This window comes from Emticicia sp. CRIBPO (assembly GCF_009905725.1).
GTDB lineage: Bacteria > Bacteroidota > Bacteroidia > Cytophagales > Spirosomataceae > Leadbetterella.
Genome location: NZ_JAAAKV010000001.1, coordinates 224,305 through 240,156 on the forward strand (window position 1 = coordinate 224,305; position 15,852 = coordinate 240,156).

Consider the following 15,852-nt stretch of genomic DNA (forward strand, 5'->3'; position numbering starts at 1 on the left):
AAAATCTGGATTGCCGATTAAATGATATAAACCTAAGCGGTATCTGATCAAAGTTAAACAAAAAAACCAATGTCTGAATTTCCTCCTTGTCCAAAATGCAATTGTGAATATACCTATCCGAGTGATAACCTTTTGGTCTGCCCTGAGTGTTTTCACGAATGGAATCCTGAAGAAACCGAGGCAGAAGACACAGGCACCAAAGTGCTGGACTCCAACGGCAATGAACTGAAAGACGGCGATAGCGTAGTGATTATTAAAGATTTGCCTGTAAAAGGGGCTCCGAAACCCATCAAAGCCGGTACAAAAGTAAAAAGCATCCGCCTGAAAGAAGGCGATCACAACATAGACTGCAAAATTGACGGCTTCGGTGCGATGGCTTTGAAGTCGGAGTTTGTGCGAAAGGCGTAAGATGCCACTGAAAGAAAAAGCCTTCCGAACTGATCCGGAAGGCTTTTTTTCGCTATTAATCAAAGCATATGGTTGTTCTTTTACAAGCCCGTTGATTTTTCCATTGCCTCAGTATACCTGCTTCCGATCACTTTTATCTGTGCAGAAGCCGCTTCGATTTCCAGTAATTCATCTGTAGTGAGTTCAATTAAAGCCGCTCCGTTGTTCTCAGTCAGTCTGTGCAACTTTGTCGTTCCGGGAATCGGCACGATCCACGGCTTCTGGGCCAGCACCCAGGCTATCGCGATTTGTGCCGGGGTCGCATTCCTTTTCGCCGCAAACCGATCCAGCAGATCCAGCAATGCCTTGTTGGCTACGCGGGCCTCTTCAGTGTATCTTGGCAGGATATTCCTGATGTCCCCTTCTTCAAAAGTGGTACTAGCATCAATTTTCCCGGCCAGAAAGCCTTTGCCCAGCGGACTGAATGCCACGAAACCGATACCCAGTTCCTCGATAACCGGAAGTATCTCTTTTTCATGCTGACGTGTCCACATCGAGAACTCACTCTGAAGGGCAGTGACCGGCTGAACGGCGTGTGCCTTACGGATGGTACCCGCCCCGGCTTCAGAAAGTCCGAAATGCTTCACCTTTCCTTCTCTGATGAGGTCTTTCACAGTCCCTGCTACTTCTTCAATGGGTATGCTGGGGTCAACACGGTGCTGATAAAACAGATCAATCACTTCAATATTGAGCCTTTTCAAAGACGCTTCGGCTACTTTCCTGATGTTTTCCGGACGACTGTTGACACCGGCCATTTTACCATCGCGGATATTGAAACCAAATTTGGTAGCAATAACCACTTCGTTTCTAAACGGTGCCAGAGCCTCTCCCACCAGTTCTTCATTGATATATGGCCCGTAAACCTCTGCGGTGTCAAAGAAAGTAATGCCTTGCTCCACTGCCGCTCTAATCACAGGTATCATCTCATTTTTATCTTTCGCAGGGCCATAGCCATAGCTCATCCCCATACAACCAAACCCTATGGCTGAAACTTCCAGGCCACTGTTTCCTAATTTACGTTTTTTCATCATCTTAAATTGTTTAGATAAGACACAGATTATGCTTATGATTTAATGAGCCTTAACAGCCGTGTCTGTGTTTTTTTAATGATACAAAATTAGCCCCGGTCTGCTTTCTAAAATAACTAAAACCAAACAATAGCTTACGAAAATCAAACATTCCGGAATTTTGTCGGGCTCACCTGGGTATGTTTCTTAAAGAAATTATTGAAATGGGTCACTTCTGTAAAACCCAGGGAGAAAGCTATTTCTCCCACATTCCAGTTGCTGTGTTTCAGCAGGATTTTCGATTCCTGAAGTATCCGGTCGGCAATCAGCTGAGAGGTTGTTTTATGCGTTACTTCTTTCACCGCCCGGTTCAGGTGATTTACATGGACATTCAGCTGCCCAGCAAAGTCAGATGCTGCACGCAGACTGATGTTCGGATGGCTTTCATCAATCGGGAATTGCCGCTCCAATAATTCCAAAAACAAGGCAGAAATCCTCTGGGAAGCATTAATGTGCTGTTTATCAAACTTGGTCGAAGGTTGCGTTTTCATCGCAAAATGCAGCAATTCGAAAACAAGGTTACGCAGTACATCATATTTGTGAATGTATTCTGAATCAATCTCTTCAAACATCCGTCCGTAAATTGCAGTGATTTTTTCCATCTGATCATCCGTCAGTTCAAATACGTGGGTGCCGTTCGGCTGGAAAACATCATACTGGTTCAGGTTACCATACTGATGAAAGAACTGCTGATTAAAAATACAATAGAAACCCTCTCTGTGGCTGTCTGCATGTTCCCACCTGTAAGGTATCTGGGGGTTTGAGAAAGACAGCCCTTGTTTCTGCACTTCAATAACCCTGTCGGCATAATGCACCCTGCTGTTGCCCTTTATCAGCATGATCTTATAAAAATCACGCCTTTTGTAAGGCAATGGCTTTGTTCCCTCACTGAGAGGTTCCAGGCGGAACAGGTTAAAATGCCCGATTTCATTGCGGAGGTTATCGGGTATCCAATCAAATTTCCTTTTGTATAAATCTTCTAAACTCTCAACCTTTTCCATGCCTTTTAATTAAAAAAACCGAAATAAAACTAATCATAATTAGATGAACTACGATCAGTTACCCTGTGAATTTTCCTGACCAATGGAAAATCACCGGATTTAAAACTTAATCTGCAAAAGTAAAAGCCGTTTCAAAGCATGAATAACGTTTTTCAAACCAAATCTTACGATTTTCAAATAATTCCGGTATTGGAGAAAGGAGTAAGGAGAAAGGACGCAGACGTGACAGACAGGTCGAATGGAGAAGTCCGGCTGTCTGTCGCCCTATCCTCAATAATTTCTTTGAAAAATAGTTTTCTATGATAAAAAAATGAATATTGAAAAAAAATGAAAAGCTTACTGATGAATATGAAAAGATCCATCTCTCTTTTTTTACTCCTGACCGTCATTACAAACAGTTTTGCCCAAAAACTACCGGTTCTCAAATCAAATAGGTTAAGTCTCGACATCCGGGACGGGGATAAGCTCAGGAAAAACCGCTGGAATATAGACTCAAAAACAAAGCCCGACATTTTTGAAACCACCATTGACAAAAAATACAAGTGGGTTACTTTTATTTCCGATGTTGACTCTATCCGGTTTAAAGTAAAAGCAGGCAAAAGTTACCCGTTTATAGTTGTTCTAAACGAAAAAGACAGTGCTTACACCAGGATTGATGGTATTAAAAACATTCCGGGAGCTCAATTTAATAGACGATATGTAACATCACATGATCAGAAGTCATTTGTGGAAATCCCCCAAGTCTATGAATTATTCAATATCATATCGGCATTGACCGCTTACGGCAGGAAAGACAATGGCCTGATCATCAAAAACACAAAATACTATGAGCAGGTACTACAATGGTTTGACGCGTACAAAGACGAGCCTGTCGTCAAAAAAACAGAGCAGATTTTAGCCGGCAACCTGATGGCTTTTGTTCCGTTGAAAATGGATGCCTATGCTTTTGAAATGAACGGTAATGGGAAAATAACACAAAGCAAAGTGTATGACCGGATCAATACAGGCCGGGTGAATACGCTGAAACCCTTTCTGGCGGAACTTCAATCTTTCTCCGATAAATCCGGTTTCCAGAGATTCTATAAAGAAAACACCTCATTTTACAACGATCAGATAAGGATATATAAAGACAGCATCGGTTTACAGGAAATGCAAAAATGGCTGACGTATCACTTCCCTTCTGCAAAATACAATTCTTTTAAAGTCATTTTCTCTCCTTTGGCAGGCAATATTCAATCAGCTGCCTGGTTTGAAAACAATGGCTTTAAAGAAGCCCAGGCACATGTCAATTTCCCGTACAGAAACATTGAAGATGAGAAAGATTTTTCCGTCGCGGCACTAAAAGTGAAAGACGGCAATATCGTATTTACAGAATTAAATCATAGTTTTATCAATCCGGAAGGTAAAAAACCATCCTATCAGAAATCATTAGCGAAGGCATTTTCCGACCTGTCGGTATGGAATGAAAAAACAAAACCTGCAGGGCAATACTACAATAATGCTTATGCCTGCTTTAATGAGTACATGAACTGGGGTCTGACAAGTCTCAGGTACCTCGACTACGCTCCAGCTGCTGAACAGGGAAAGTTAATCGCAAATATCGAAAAGAAACAATCAGAAATCAGGGGATTCAAAAAATTCGGACTTTTTAATCAGTACCTGATTAAAATATACCGGAACAGGGCAAAAGGTCAGACTATAGCTGATTTATATCCTCTGATTGTCAAATGGTTTGAAGATAATAAATGATTGCAGTGCCTGCATTTGAAAAAATCCTGTCCGTCCCAGGTAAAGGGATCGGACAGGATAAACAGAAAGTGGCTTCCAGAAAACATTACAATTTCATTTCCCAGCCTTTGGCGTATTCACGCTTCCAATATGACATGGCTTCCTTGTCGTTCAGGACATGACCGTTTTTGGCGTCGCAGTTGAGCGTGCGGCCGGTGCGGTATGAAATATTGCCCAGCTGCGGCAGCAATGTTGAGGCATGTCCGATCGAGATCGGGCAGGTCAGCTGAGATTTGCCCCTGATAGACTCCACAAAATTATTGAGGTGAATGCTGTCCAGACGCTCTCCCATGCCCATGGTATTGGTCCTCTGGGCTTCTTCAAGGTCGGTTTTGACGGCTTTCACCAGTTTATTATCCAAGTCATAAACCTTATAATCATCTCCGCCCGGAATCGTCATCGTGCCTTTTTCACCATAAAATATCACACCTCTTCCGGCTCCTTCGCTGTTAAATCCGTTGCAGCTGCGGCCTTCCCAGGCGATGGCCGTGTTATTGGCAAACTCATAGTTGATGGTTTGGGTATCCGGTGTTTCCCAGTCGTCTTTGTAGGCAAATCGACCACCCATAGAGCTCACTTTTTTAGGAAAATCGACCCCAAGTCCCCAACGCATCACATCCAGTTCGTGCGTACCGTTGTTCAGGGCTTCGCCTGTGCCCCAGTTCCAGAACCAGTGCCAGTTATAATGTATCAGGTTGTCTTTATAGGCTTTTCTGGGGGCAGGACCCTGCCATAGTTCGTAATCAATATTTGAAGGTACAGGAGCTACTTTACCCACGCCAATCGGCTTGCGGGCATTCGCATACCATCCCCTGGCAAAATATACCCTGCCGATGATCCCGTCATGCAGCTCTTTGATGCCCTGGATGACCTTAGGGAATGACCTACGCTGGCTTCCCATTTGTATCAGTTTGTTGTATTTCGCAGAAGCCGCCACCAGTATTTCTCCTTCCGCAGGGTTATGTGAACATGGTTTTTCGACGTAGACGTGTTTACCCGCCTGAACACCCATCAACGCCGCCGGGGCATGCCAGTGGTCAGGTGTAGCCACTAAAATAGCATCCATGTCTTTTTCTTCCAGCATTTTACGGACATCGGTATAGCCTTTCGGGCGTTTTCCGGTCAGTTTTTCAATTTCTGCAATGGTTTTGGCCAATACATTGCTGTCTACATCACAGACATAGCCTATCTCGACGTTGGGCAGCTGGGCAAACATCCTGGAGACAAAAAAGCCACGGCTGTTGGTACCTACCGCACCGATGACTACTTTTTCGTTAGGAGAACCATGAAAGGCAAAAAGGTTGGGGCTGGCAAAAAGACCGGCTCCGGCCAATGCAGCTTTTTTTACAAAATCCCGGCGATTGTTCATGAATTTTATTTTTTCTGTTAATAATAAGGTTATTTGGTATCTGTGCCCCGACGGATCGGGCAGGCATCAAAAATACAATGCAGGGATCGAAAGCGATTATTAAATTCCAGATATTTCCGGTGAAATCTTGCCTGATTTTAAATATTCCCCGGCAAAGCCTGCCGGGGATAAGTGATTTTTAACCTAAAACCCACTCTCATTTAGTTCAAAATATCGTAATCAAGGCCTTCCGGCCTTTTAGTTCTCCAGGAAGTCCAGGTCTCTGTCGTGCGTTTCTTCAATGGTGGAAATCGCCAGGAACCCGAGGACAAAACAAATCACACCTATGGCCGCCCCGGCATAGATCACCCCAAGGGAAGGCTTGAAGAAAGCGAATAAGGCAGTCATACCCACTACAGTACCTCTCACCATATTAGGGATGGTGGTGGCTGCGGTGGCTCTGAGATTGGTACCGAATTGCTCTGCCCCTATCGTAACGAACATCGCCCAATAGCCGATGCCGATGCCCATTAACATACAGATGGCATACAATGAAAAAGCGGTGTTCAAACCCCAGAAGAGATAAACCAACACAAAACTTAAGGTAAAGAGCATCATCAGACCTACGGCTTTTTTACGGGAATGGAGCTGCTGGCTGATCACCCCGCTCAGTAAATCGCCCACAGACAAGCCCACATAACACCACATGATAGCCAGACCGGGTTTGATCACTTCTTCGATATGCAAAGCCTTTCCGAACTCATTGCTGAAGGTGGTCAGGATGCCGATCACAAACCAGGTTGGCAGCCCTATGGCGATGCACTTCAGGTATTTGACCAGGCGTTTTCTGTTGGTAAAAAAAGAGAAGAAATCACCTTTGACTACATGGGCATCTTTCTGAACAGCCTTGTAAACACCGGATTCAAAAACGCCGATCCTGAGTAAAAGCAGAGAGAAACCAAGGCCTCCTCCAATAAAATAGGCAGTTCTCCAGTCGAACAGCTCCACGGTAATAAAAGCAAAAACCGCCCCCAACAGCCCGATTCCTGCCACCAGCGAGGTACCGATAGCCCTGAGGTGCTTGGGTAAGGTTTCTGAAACCAGGGTAATACCCGCTCCCAGCTCACCTGCCAGACCAACGCCTGCCACAAATCTGAAAATCTTATACACTTCCGGGTCTTTCACAAATCCACAGGCGATGTTGGCCAGGGAATAAGTCAGGATAGAACCGAATAAAACGGAAAGTCTTCCTTTTTTATCCCCCAGAACTCCCCAGAGTACACCTCCCAGCAGAAGCCCGGTCATCTGCCAGTTGAGAATACTGGCCCCGGTGGTTGATATTTCATTTTCTGAGAGCCCCATATCTTTCAGACTGGGCACCCTCACGATCCCGAACAGAAGCAAATCATATATATCTACAAAATAGCCCAGGGCGGCTACAATAACCGGAATACTAAAAAGGTGCTGAAACTTGTTTTTCTGATCAGGGATATCGTTCATGGTTGTTGTTTAAAAATTACTCAATCGTTTCAGGAGAGACAAAAAGAAACCGGGAATCCTTACATACGAAGATGTTTTTTTTATAATTACTTTTCTCGTCGTTATTATCAGAGTTAAAGACATAAAAGTCAGCCAAAACCCTTAGTCATGCTTCATGAAACTTTGTCCCGTTTAATTTTCTGCGTAACAAAATCACTTTTCAACCCTCTGGTGGTTCTCATAGTGGTTTGCCAGGTCAAAAAATATCTCCGGCAGAAATCCGCCGGAGATATCAATCTTTTAACATTATCATTTACGCCGTTCTGTGATTCTGATCTTCAGAGACTGATGACTGCACCATTATCAAGAAGGATTCTTTTTAGGGTTGAATAATGAAGTTGCTGAACTGTACTTTTTTGTTTTATTGCCTCCGCAGCCGCCACTCCGCACGCTTCGCCGAGGGCCATGAAAGTCCACTCCAGGCGGATAGCCCCATAGGCAATATGACTCGACGAAGGGCAGGTAGGTGTCAGTAAATTGGTACACTCTGATGCCTTCGGAACCAGTGAACGGTAAGAAACCGGCAAAGGCCGCCAGTAATCACCCCCGAAAACAAAGCCCTCGTTGTAGGCATAACCATCTTTCACGATCCGCCTGACACTGTGCACATCGGTCGGCCAGAAGGCCATGGCTACCGGGTCTTCCACGGGTGTCGGTTTTTGTTTTTTCACGTGATGCTCTGTGATAACATAATCTGACACCATCCTGCGGGCATCTCTGACGTAAAACATCCTCGGAAAACCCCGGTTGTCTGTAAATTCATCTTTGGCATACCCCCATGACTTCCACTCTTTCTGCAATCCGGCGTCCAGCTGCCCTACCTCCGGGTCATTAGCCAGAAAATAAAAAAGCCCCTGGGTAAATGTTTTGTGCTGGTCCAGTATTTTCTCCCTTACCTGATAACTTCCTTCGGGATAGTCCGGGTTCATCCCGTAAAGATTATGAGAAAGGTCATGCCAGGCTCCCAGGTCGGTTTTACCGTTGGGAAGGCCTGCACCGGGGCGGTACAACTTCCCTCCCACTTTGAGATACCGCAGGTAGATCTCATACTCGCTTCTTTCATATTTTTCAGGCAGATAAAAAGGTATCCTGTTATCCGGATTTTGGGTCAGACAAACCCTGAAACAAAAAGCCTGCAATCTTTTATCCCCTGCACCGGGCATTCCCAAAGGTTCGTCCTGAACCGTAGGAATGAGGCCGCTTTTCGGATCACCGGGTATTTTATAAGGATCCACTTTCACCGAAAACTGGGCGTGATCTGTTACGGCCCTGATGCCGTTGAGGGTTTCACCGTATTGATGATTTGATTCTCTGCCCACCACGGTGCTTACCCCGGCTCCGGCCAGCAAATCGCCTTCTATCGTAGCATCAATAAAGATTTTAGCTTTGAAGGAGGCCCCGTTTTCTGTTTTTATTTCAGAAATTTGTGTACCCTTTTTAATGACTGCATTTTTGTTTTCGCTCAGCTGTTGATTCAGAAAAATCTTGATTTTATACTCCTTAACCCACTCATTAAAAACTTTTTCAGCCACACTAGATTCAAATCTCCAGAGCGAAGGGTCTTTGATGCGGTTTTTGATGGCACTTTCAAGGGACGCTTCCCTTCCGTAAGCTCCGGCAATTCTCTTATAAAACTCAAGAGACAAACCACCTACGGCGGGACTGTTCTGAAATTCCTTGTGATTGTCTATGTCAGAACCGCCGAGCCCTTCCACACTCATACCCCCGATGTGCCTGCCGGGTTCTACAATCGCCACGGTCCTGCCCGATTTAGCCACCTGTATGGCCGCGGTGATTCCCCCGGCTGTGCCGCCATACACCACCACGTCAAAAACATGCTGGGCATTGAGTTCAGAGGTGATCAGCAGCAGAATGAGCCCTGTGAAGCTCCTCAGCTTATTTCCTAATGTCTTTTTCTCCATTCCATTCCTGGTGATCAATGCTGAATATCACCCCATTTTTTTTCAGTTCATTTTGTAACATCTTGATATCCAAAGCCTGAACGGCTTTTTTCTGTTTTGAAGCCAAAGCAGCCGCTATCCCGGCACTGTTACCAATCTGCATCCAGGTACATTCCACCCTGGCCGAACAGAACGCCACATGAGAAACCGATAAACACACCGGCACGAGCAGGTTACTGCATTCTTCCTTCCTGGGAGTAATGGTACGATACGAAAACTCATAAGGTTTTGAGATAGATTCCCAGATACGGCCTTCGTTGACAAACTGCGTCTTTGAAACCGCTACACGCTGCACGTGGTGACTGTCGATCCAGTGTGAACCCAGGCAGATGGCGTCAGATTTTTTCCTTTCCTCCAGGATATCCTTCTGGGTCTGAACCAAGGCCCCCTTCATCCTCCTGGCTTCCCTTACATAGAGATAAGAGGGAAAATTACCATTATCCTTGAATTCATCTGCCGTAAAACCATACTGATTAACTTCATCGTGGAGCCCCTTCGGCACGGACGGGTCATTGGCCAGGAAATACAGCAGGCCCAGGGTCCAGTTTTTGTGATCATCATAAATGACCTGTCTTTTCGCATAATCTGCATCCGGATATTCGACGTTGCCTCCGAAGTGCCCCAGCGAAATTACCGATTTCTGTTTGTTATTGGTTTCAAACTTGCCTTTGGGGTAAGTCCATGAATACATGTCAATGATGTCCCTGAACTTGGTATCCGGCTTGTTTTTCAAGAGTCTTGTAAGCAAAATATAACGTTGCGGTTCATATTTATCCGGTTTCGGAAATGCCACCCGGTCAGGATTAGAAGACATCATCACCCTGAAATTGTAATTCATGACGCGGTTATCAGCCTGTCCTTCTGTCATGGTGTTGCGTTCTGTAAAACCCGGAAGCAGTTTACCGGAGTCATCGTAAGGAGACGCTTCGATCGGCTCGTCAATGAACCTGACGCCTGCCAGTGATTCACCATAATGTTCCTTGCTCTCACGGCCATAGGTATAAGACACACCCGCCCGGGCCATCAGGTCGCCTTCGTAGGTGGCATCAATGAACACATTGGCTTTGAAGGTCTGCCCGTTGGTCAGCCCGATGCTTTGGATCACATTGCCTTTTTTGCCTACTTTGTTGACAAATGCTTCATAAATCACTTTCACTTTAGCCTCAGAAAGCAATTCAAGGAATGTTTTCTCAGCTACGTGCGACTCAAAATAGAACCCGGTTTTAGGTCTTCCGTAATACTTACTCATCCGACTGTAAAACTCCAGGGGCAAGCCTGAAATGGTCTCTTCAATCATGTGCTCGGATTCAGCCGTGCCGATACCACTCGTATTGAGTCCGCCCACATGCCTGGTTTGCTCGATCAGCAATACTTTGGAACCCTCTCTGGCTGCAGCCACTGCCGCAATCACCCCACCGGGTGTGCCGCCGTAAACAACCACATCATACGAAGTCTGTGCAAAACCAAACACAGACACAAAAAGCAAAAACGACGAAAGTATTATTTTTTTAATCATTTTTTGTTGGAGAAAGGAGAAGGGAAAAAGAAGGAAGACATTAACGTACACTCCAATAACCACTTCCCGATGAAACAAAATAACTATGACAGATATTTGCAGAAACGTTGCGTGCAACGTCTCTGCAATTTATATCCAATATCTACGTATTGAAAACCCATTCATTGAAACATTCAATCATTAAAGCATTCATTCACTGAACATTGAAGCATTGAACATTGAAGCATTGAACATTCAATCATTCTACACTCCCCTCAATACCCCGGATTCTGCGTCAGGGCAGGGTTTACGTCCATTTCCTGGATCGGAACGGGATAAAGCAGGTGTTTTGATTCTGCGGTGATACCGATTTTCTTCATGTTATCAATGTACTTGCCTGAACGAAGCAGGTCCCAGCGTCTGTGTCCTTCAAAACACAATTCCCAGCTACGTTCCTGCAAGACGGCCTCCCTGAACTGGGCCTGGCTCAAACCAACAAGGTCTTTCAGCATCGAGGCTTCATTACCTTTTCTGGCCCTGGCCCTTACCAGGTTAATGGCCGCATAAGCATCTGCATTCGGTCCGCCCAATTCGTTGATCGCCTCAGCATACATCAGCAACACGTCGGCATACCTGATCACCAGGAAATTGTTCCGGGCCGACTCGCTTCCACAAGCGAGCGGGTCCCAGTATTTATCCATGTGCGGACCAGTACGGGAAAGTACCGTTGTACCATTGGCTATCTTCTTTTCATTGATCACGGTCACCTCCTTGCGGTAGTCTCCCGGCAGGTAAGTAGCCACATGGGCTGGTACCACCTGGTAGCTGCCGCCGGTCAGGTTGATCGGGTAACTGAAATAGATGGCAAAACTGACCGCCATTCCACTTCCGTAAGCAGGCAAATAGCAGCTGTACTGGATAGAAAAGATGTGTTCAGGTCCGTTTTCTTTTTCCGGCAGGAAAACATCGCGATAATCCGCTACGAGGCTGTAACTCTTGCTGTCAATCACCTCTTTGGCTTTAGCAGCGGCGTTGGTCCAGTCTTTCCTGGTCAGGTAAACTTTCGCCAGGATAGATTTGGCAGCCCCGACAGTGGCCCGGCCATTTTCGCTGGCAGCTGTATATTTGGCAGGCAGTGTTTTTTCAGCATCCTGAAGATCAAGAATAACCTGCTGGTAAACTTTCTCTGCCGGGTCTCTCGGCACTCTTACATTCACCACATCATTGGAAATCACCGTTACCAAAGGCACATCACCAAAAGCCCGCACGAGGTTAAAATAAGCGAGGGCTCTCATAAACTTGGCTTCTCCGACAATCTGGTCACGCAGCTTGATGTCCATGTTGATTTTGGGCACATTGGCAATCACGCGGTTGGCCCGGTCTATCAGCACATAGCTGTTGGTATAAAACATGTCAAAAAGCCGGGTGCCGCTATTGAACAGGTTCTTGTGGATTTCATTTCCGCCCCCGTTGTCTTCCCTTACTTCACACTCATCGGAGTTCAGGTCAGCCAGGTCGATCATGTTCATTCCATATATCCCCCTCAGACGGGAATACACCCCATTGATGGCAGATGTGGCATCTGCGGCAGATTTAAAGGAATTTGATTCTTCAAAGAAACTGAGCGGCACTTCCTCGAGGTTTTTCTCACAAGCCACTGAGCCCAGCAGGCAGAAGCCGAAAAGTATTAAATTTCTGATTTTCATATTGTTAAACTTTAAGGTGGTTAGAATGACAGGGAAGCTCCGACAGTGTAAGTTCTGGCAGCAGGATACGCGTAGTTATCGACCCCGTACTGCACATTGCTGTTGAAATCCGAGTTGACTTCAGGATCATACCCGCGGTATTTCGTAAATGTCAGCAGGTTTTGACCGCTGATATACACCCTCGCCCTTCTGATATACTTCGATTTAAGCGGTACCAGGTAACCCAGCGACACATTTTTGACCCTGAGAAACGACCCGTCTTCGATATAAAATGAATCGGTGCCGGTGTTTCTCCATTGTCTGATAGACGGCAGGGTATTGGAAGGTTTATCCGCTCTCCAGGCTCCGTTGATGACCGTTTTCAGCAGGTTGTCACTCGGATCCGACTGCTCCATCGACTTGCGGGTGGCATTCAGGATATTGTTACCCTGTACGCCCTGTAGGAAAACCGACATGTCAAACCCTTTGAAAGTAAAGTTATTCGTCAATCCGAAAATGAATGTAGGCAGGCCGCTTCCAAGTATCTGGCGGTCGGTGGCTTCATTAAAAACCCCGTCACCGTTCAGGTCCTTGTACCTGATTGCACCAGGCAGATCACCAGGTCTGGCCAGCGTTCCGGCAGCCTTGATCTCTTCTGCGGTTTGCCAGATACCGTCAAAAACGTTCCCGTAAAATGAACCTACCGACTCACCAACCTTCACGATGGAACTCCCGGTAAAAAACTGGTCTGAGTTGTTCAGCTTGATGACCTCATTCTTATTGAATGAAATATTGGCATTGGTTTTCCAGGTGAAAACGCCGTCGATATTCACCGTATTGAGTCCGAATTCAAAACCCTGGTTTTTAAGACTGCCCACATTGCGGGTTACCGTCGTAAATCCTGTGGTAGCAGGCAATTCCACGCCCAAAAGCAGATCCGTTGTGGTTTTGGTGTAATAATCGGCTGTAAACTGGAAACGGTTGTTCAGCAATCCCAGGTCAAAACCCACATCAAACTGGGCGGTTTTTTCCCATCTCAGATCTGGGTTGGCAATTTTGTCGGCCTGGATAGCCAACACCTCCTGGTCACCGAAGACGGTTCTGAAAGTAGCATATTGAGACAATGAATTGTACAACCCGATACCGTCGTTACCCGTGATACCATAACTCAACCTCAGTTTCAGGTCATTGATGGTTTTATTGTTTTTGAGGAATTCTTCGTCAGAAATACGCCAGGCAAAAGCTCCGGAAGGGAAAAACCCGTATTTATGATTCGCTCCGAAACGCGACGAACCGTCAATCCTGCCCGTCAGGGTAAAGAGGTACTTGTCACTCAGGCGATAATTTACCCGTCCGAGATAAGAGTTCAGTCCCCATTCCTGCACCGCTCCTCTCGGAGGCAACGGCTTGTTACCCAGACCAATGTTATTGGCACCCAGGGTATAATTCGGAAAATCCTGGGCTTCAGCATAAGTCCTTTCCTCCCTGTTACTTTGGAAAGTCACCCCTGCCACCACGTCAAAGGCATGGATATCGAAAGATTTGGTATAAGTAAGAATATTTTCATTCAGTAAATTGATATTGTTGGAGGTACCATTGCTGCCGTAACCGTTCAGTGTGTTCCCGATCAGCGTTTGAGGGGTATAGAAGATGTTCCTTCTGGTGTTCAGAATATCCGTACCGACGCTGATCCTGGCACTCAGGCCTTCGGCGATGCTGATGTCTCCGAAAACATTACCCAGAATTCTGTCGCTGGTCAGCAGGTTGGTGGTGGTATTGGCCACAGCCACCGGGTTGGCGATAGAACTGAATCCTGAACCGGACCCTACATTCAGCAACTGGTAGTTTCCGTTGGCGTCGTACACAGGGCTCGCAGGAGAGGCCCTTACCGTCAAACCTACAAGGCTGCTGCCTCCCAGCTCATTAACGCTGTTGTTGTAGCTGCGGGTCACGATAAAATTAGTCCCGATTTTCAGCCTCTTGCTTATCCGGGCGTCCAGGTTGATCCTGGAAGTGTAGCGTTTGAAATTGGAGGTGATCACGATACCATCCTGGTTAAAATAGTTACCGCTGATCGCATATCTCAGTTTTTCGTTACCTCCGGAAAAAGCCAGCTGATAATTCTGAATGGGTGCCGGGCGATAGACTTCCTTCTGCCAGTTGGTACCCACTCCGTATTCTGAAGGCTTTTTGGGATAGGCTCCTCCGGCCACACCGTACCTTTCTGCAAAATTAAGGTTACGAAGCTGCTCGTTTTTGGCATTGGTATGGTCTTCAGCAGTAGCCATATCAAGCATTTTAGTGATGTTCTGAACCCCGTAATAGGCTTCGAAGTCTATCGAGGCCACCCCTTCCTTGCCTCTTTTAGTGGTCACAAGCACGACACCGTTGGCTCCGCGTGAGCCATAGATGGCCGTCGCCGAAGCATCTTTGAGTATCTCAATAGATTCTATATCATTGGGATTAATGGTAGCCAGCGGGTTGGGATATGATTCTGAATTGGAAGCCCCGGACGCCGGAGCCGGATTCGTCATCGGAAAACCGTCAATTACATACAAAGGATCGTTGCTGGCAGAAATGGAATTCCCACCTCTCACACGGATGGTCATCCCCCCGCCCGGGGCATTGGAGGCATTGGTCACCTGCACACCCGAAACCCGTCCCTGCAAAGCCTGGTTAAAGGAGCTGATGGGTTGTTCCTTCAACTCTGCCGAACCGATCGTCACCACAGAACCCGTCAGGTCTCTCTTCCTGACCGTACCGTAACCTACCACCACCACTTCTTCCAGGGCTTTGGTGTCGGTTTTCATAACGATATCGATTTTAGTCCTGTTGCCGACCGTGGCCTCCTGGACCAGGTAGCCTACAAATGAGAACACAAGTACGGCCTTTTCATCAGGAACAGTGAGGTTAAATGAGCCGTTGGAATCTGTTGTGGTGCCATTGGAAGTACCCTTGATAATGACACTGACACCCGGGAGTTTCTCGCCCGCATCATCAATAACTGTTCCTGACACTGATACGTCAGCCACCCTCGTCTGAAGTTGGGCTGACGCTTTTTCATCCTGTACATTGCCGGCCACCTGTGTAGCGGGTTTGTAGTCGTCTTTTCCGGGCAGATCAGCTGCTTCAGACGAAGCCCTGTCACCGGTTTTCCGGTGATCCTGGATGATCACATACTGGCTCTCACTGATCTTTTTGTACTTAAGACCATGTGGTTTCAGCAGGTTGTCAAGCTGTTTTTCCAGCTTATTGCCGTTAAAATTGAGGTCCTGGTTAATCAGGATATTCTGTACGATGGTTTCGTCAAAAAGGATATTTACTTTATACTGATTACTTAAGGTATTGAGAACGTCTTTGAGCCTTCTAGCCCCGGTTTTGCTGTTTTTTATCTCTGTTTTAGAAGATTTCGGTTGAGCAAACGCCACAAACTGAGCCATTACGAAAGTCTGGTAGGTCAATAGGAACATCACCAGCATTTTGATCCGTAAAAGCCTGGATAGTTGTTTTTTCATACTTAA

The 15,852-nt window shown here is 46.2% G+C and carries 10 protein-coding genes; 2 read left to right on the forward strand and 8 right to left on the reverse strand.

Going from position 1 to position 15,852, the window contains the following annotated elements; translation table 11 throughout:
• The first annotated feature begins 69 nt into the window (after positions 1-69).
• Positions 70-408 (forward strand): zinc ribbon domain-containing protein YjdM, encoded by a 339-nt coding sequence (locus GVN16_RS00990; RefSeq protein ID WP_166561966.1) that lies wholly within the window; start codon positions 70-72, stop codon positions 406-408.
• Between the two features lie 80 nt (positions 409-488).
• Here GVN16_RS00990 and GVN16_RS00995 read toward each other — a convergent pair whose 3' ends face one another.
• Both GVN16_RS00995 and GVN16_RS01000 read right to left on the reverse strand, forming a co-directional pair.
• The gene (locus tag GVN16_RS00995) at positions 489-1,475 is read right to left on the reverse strand and encodes an aldo/keto reductase (protein WP_166562530.1); all 987 of its coding nucleotides are present in this window, start codon (positions 1,473-1,475) and stop codon (positions 489-491) included.
• 143 nt (positions 1,476-1,618) lie between these two features.
• A complete protein-coding gene (locus tag GVN16_RS01000; RefSeq protein ID WP_166561967.1) occupies positions 1,619-2,515 on the reverse strand; it encodes an AraC family transcriptional regulator in 897 nt (298 codons plus the stop codon).
• A gap of 348 nt (positions 2,516-2,863) precedes the next feature.
• On the opposite strand from GVN16_RS01000, the gene GVN16_RS01005 reads away from it, so the two are divergent.
• Positions 2,864-4,264 (forward strand): DUF4932 domain-containing protein, encoded by a 1,401-nt coding sequence (locus GVN16_RS01005; protein WP_229243985.1) that lies wholly within the window; start codon positions 2,864-2,866, stop codon positions 4,262-4,264.
• Positions 4,265-4,349: 85 nt separating this feature from the next.
• Here the strand turns inward: GVN16_RS01005 and GVN16_RS01010 are convergent, their stop codons facing one another.
• The 6 genes from GVN16_RS01010 to GVN16_RS01035 all read right to left on the reverse strand — a co-directional run bounded on the left by GVN16_RS01010 (position 4,350) and on the right by GVN16_RS01035 (position 15,846).
• A complete protein-coding gene (locus GVN16_RS01010; RefSeq protein ID WP_166561969.1) occupies positions 4,350-5,672 on the reverse strand; it encodes a Gfo/Idh/MocA family protein in 1,323 nt (440 codons plus the stop codon).
• Between the two features lie 237 nt (positions 5,673-5,909).
• The gene (locus GVN16_RS01015) at positions 5,910-7,151 is read right to left on the reverse strand and encodes an MFS transporter (protein WP_166561970.1); all 1,242 of its coding nucleotides are present in this window, start codon (positions 7,149-7,151) and stop codon (positions 5,910-5,912) included.
• 317 nt (positions 7,152-7,468) lie between these two features.
• A complete protein-coding gene (locus GVN16_RS01020; protein WP_166561971.1) occupies positions 7,469-9,112 on the reverse strand; it encodes an FAD-dependent oxidoreductase in 1,644 nt (547 codons plus the stop codon).
• Positions 9,087-10,667, reverse strand: a complete 1,581-nt coding sequence (locus GVN16_RS01025; RefSeq protein WP_166561972.1) for an FAD-dependent oxidoreductase — start codon at positions 10,665-10,667, stop codon at positions 9,087-9,089. The genes GVN16_RS01020 and GVN16_RS01025 overlap by 26 nt, the downstream gene beginning before the upstream one ends.
• Before the next feature lie 254 nt (positions 10,668-10,921).
• Positions 10,922-12,352 (reverse strand): RagB/SusD family nutrient uptake outer membrane protein, encoded by a 1,431-nt coding sequence (locus GVN16_RS01030; RefSeq protein ID WP_166561973.1) that lies wholly within the window; start codon positions 12,350-12,352, stop codon positions 10,922-10,924.
• Positions 12,353-12,372: 20 nt separating this feature from the next.
• Entirely contained in the window at positions 12,373-15,846 is a 3,474-nt protein-coding gene (locus GVN16_RS01035) for a TonB-dependent receptor (RefSeq protein WP_166561974.1), read from the reverse strand.
• Between the last annotated feature and the right edge of the window lie 6 nt (positions 15,847-15,852).

Excerpts from the sequence above, each read along its gene's own strand:
- GVN16_RS01010 (WP_166561969.1), bottom strand. The coding sequence starts at position 5,672 with ATGAACAATCGCCGGGATTTTGTAAAAAAAGCTGCATTGGCCGGAGCC.
- GVN16_RS01030 (WP_166561973.1), bottom strand. The coding sequence starts at position 12,352 with ATGAAAATCAGAAATTTAATACTTTTCGGCTTCTGCCTGCTGGGCTCA.
- GVN16_RS01035 (WP_166561974.1), bottom strand. The coding sequence starts at position 15,846 with ATGAAAAAACAACTATCCAGGCTTTTACGGATCAAAATGCTGGTGATG.
- GVN16_RS01005 (WP_229243985.1), top strand. The coding sequence starts at position 2,864 with ATGAAAAGATCCATCTCTCTTTTTTTACTCCTGACCGTCATTACAAAC.
- GVN16_RS00995 (WP_166562530.1), bottom strand. The coding sequence starts at position 1,475 with ATGAAAAAACGTAAATTAGGAAACAGTGGCCTGGAAGTTTCAGCCATA.
- GVN16_RS01025 (WP_166561972.1), bottom strand. The coding sequence starts at position 10,667 with ATGATTAAAAAAATAATACTTTCGTCGTTTTTGCTTTTTGTGTCTGTG.
- GVN16_RS01000 (WP_166561967.1), bottom strand. The coding sequence starts at position 2,515 with ATGGAAAAGGTTGAGAGTTTAGAAGATTTATACAAAAGGAAATTTGAT.
- GVN16_RS00990 (WP_166561966.1), top strand. The coding sequence starts at position 70 with ATGTCTGAATTTCCTCCTTGTCCAAAATGCAATTGTGAATATACCTAT.
- GVN16_RS01015 (WP_166561970.1), bottom strand. The coding sequence starts at position 7,151 with ATGAACGATATCCCTGATCAGAAAAACAAGTTTCAGCACCTTTTTAGT.
- GVN16_RS01020 (WP_166561971.1), bottom strand. The coding sequence starts at position 9,112 with ATGGAGAAAAAGACATTAGGAAATAAGCTGAGGAGCTTCACAGGGCTC.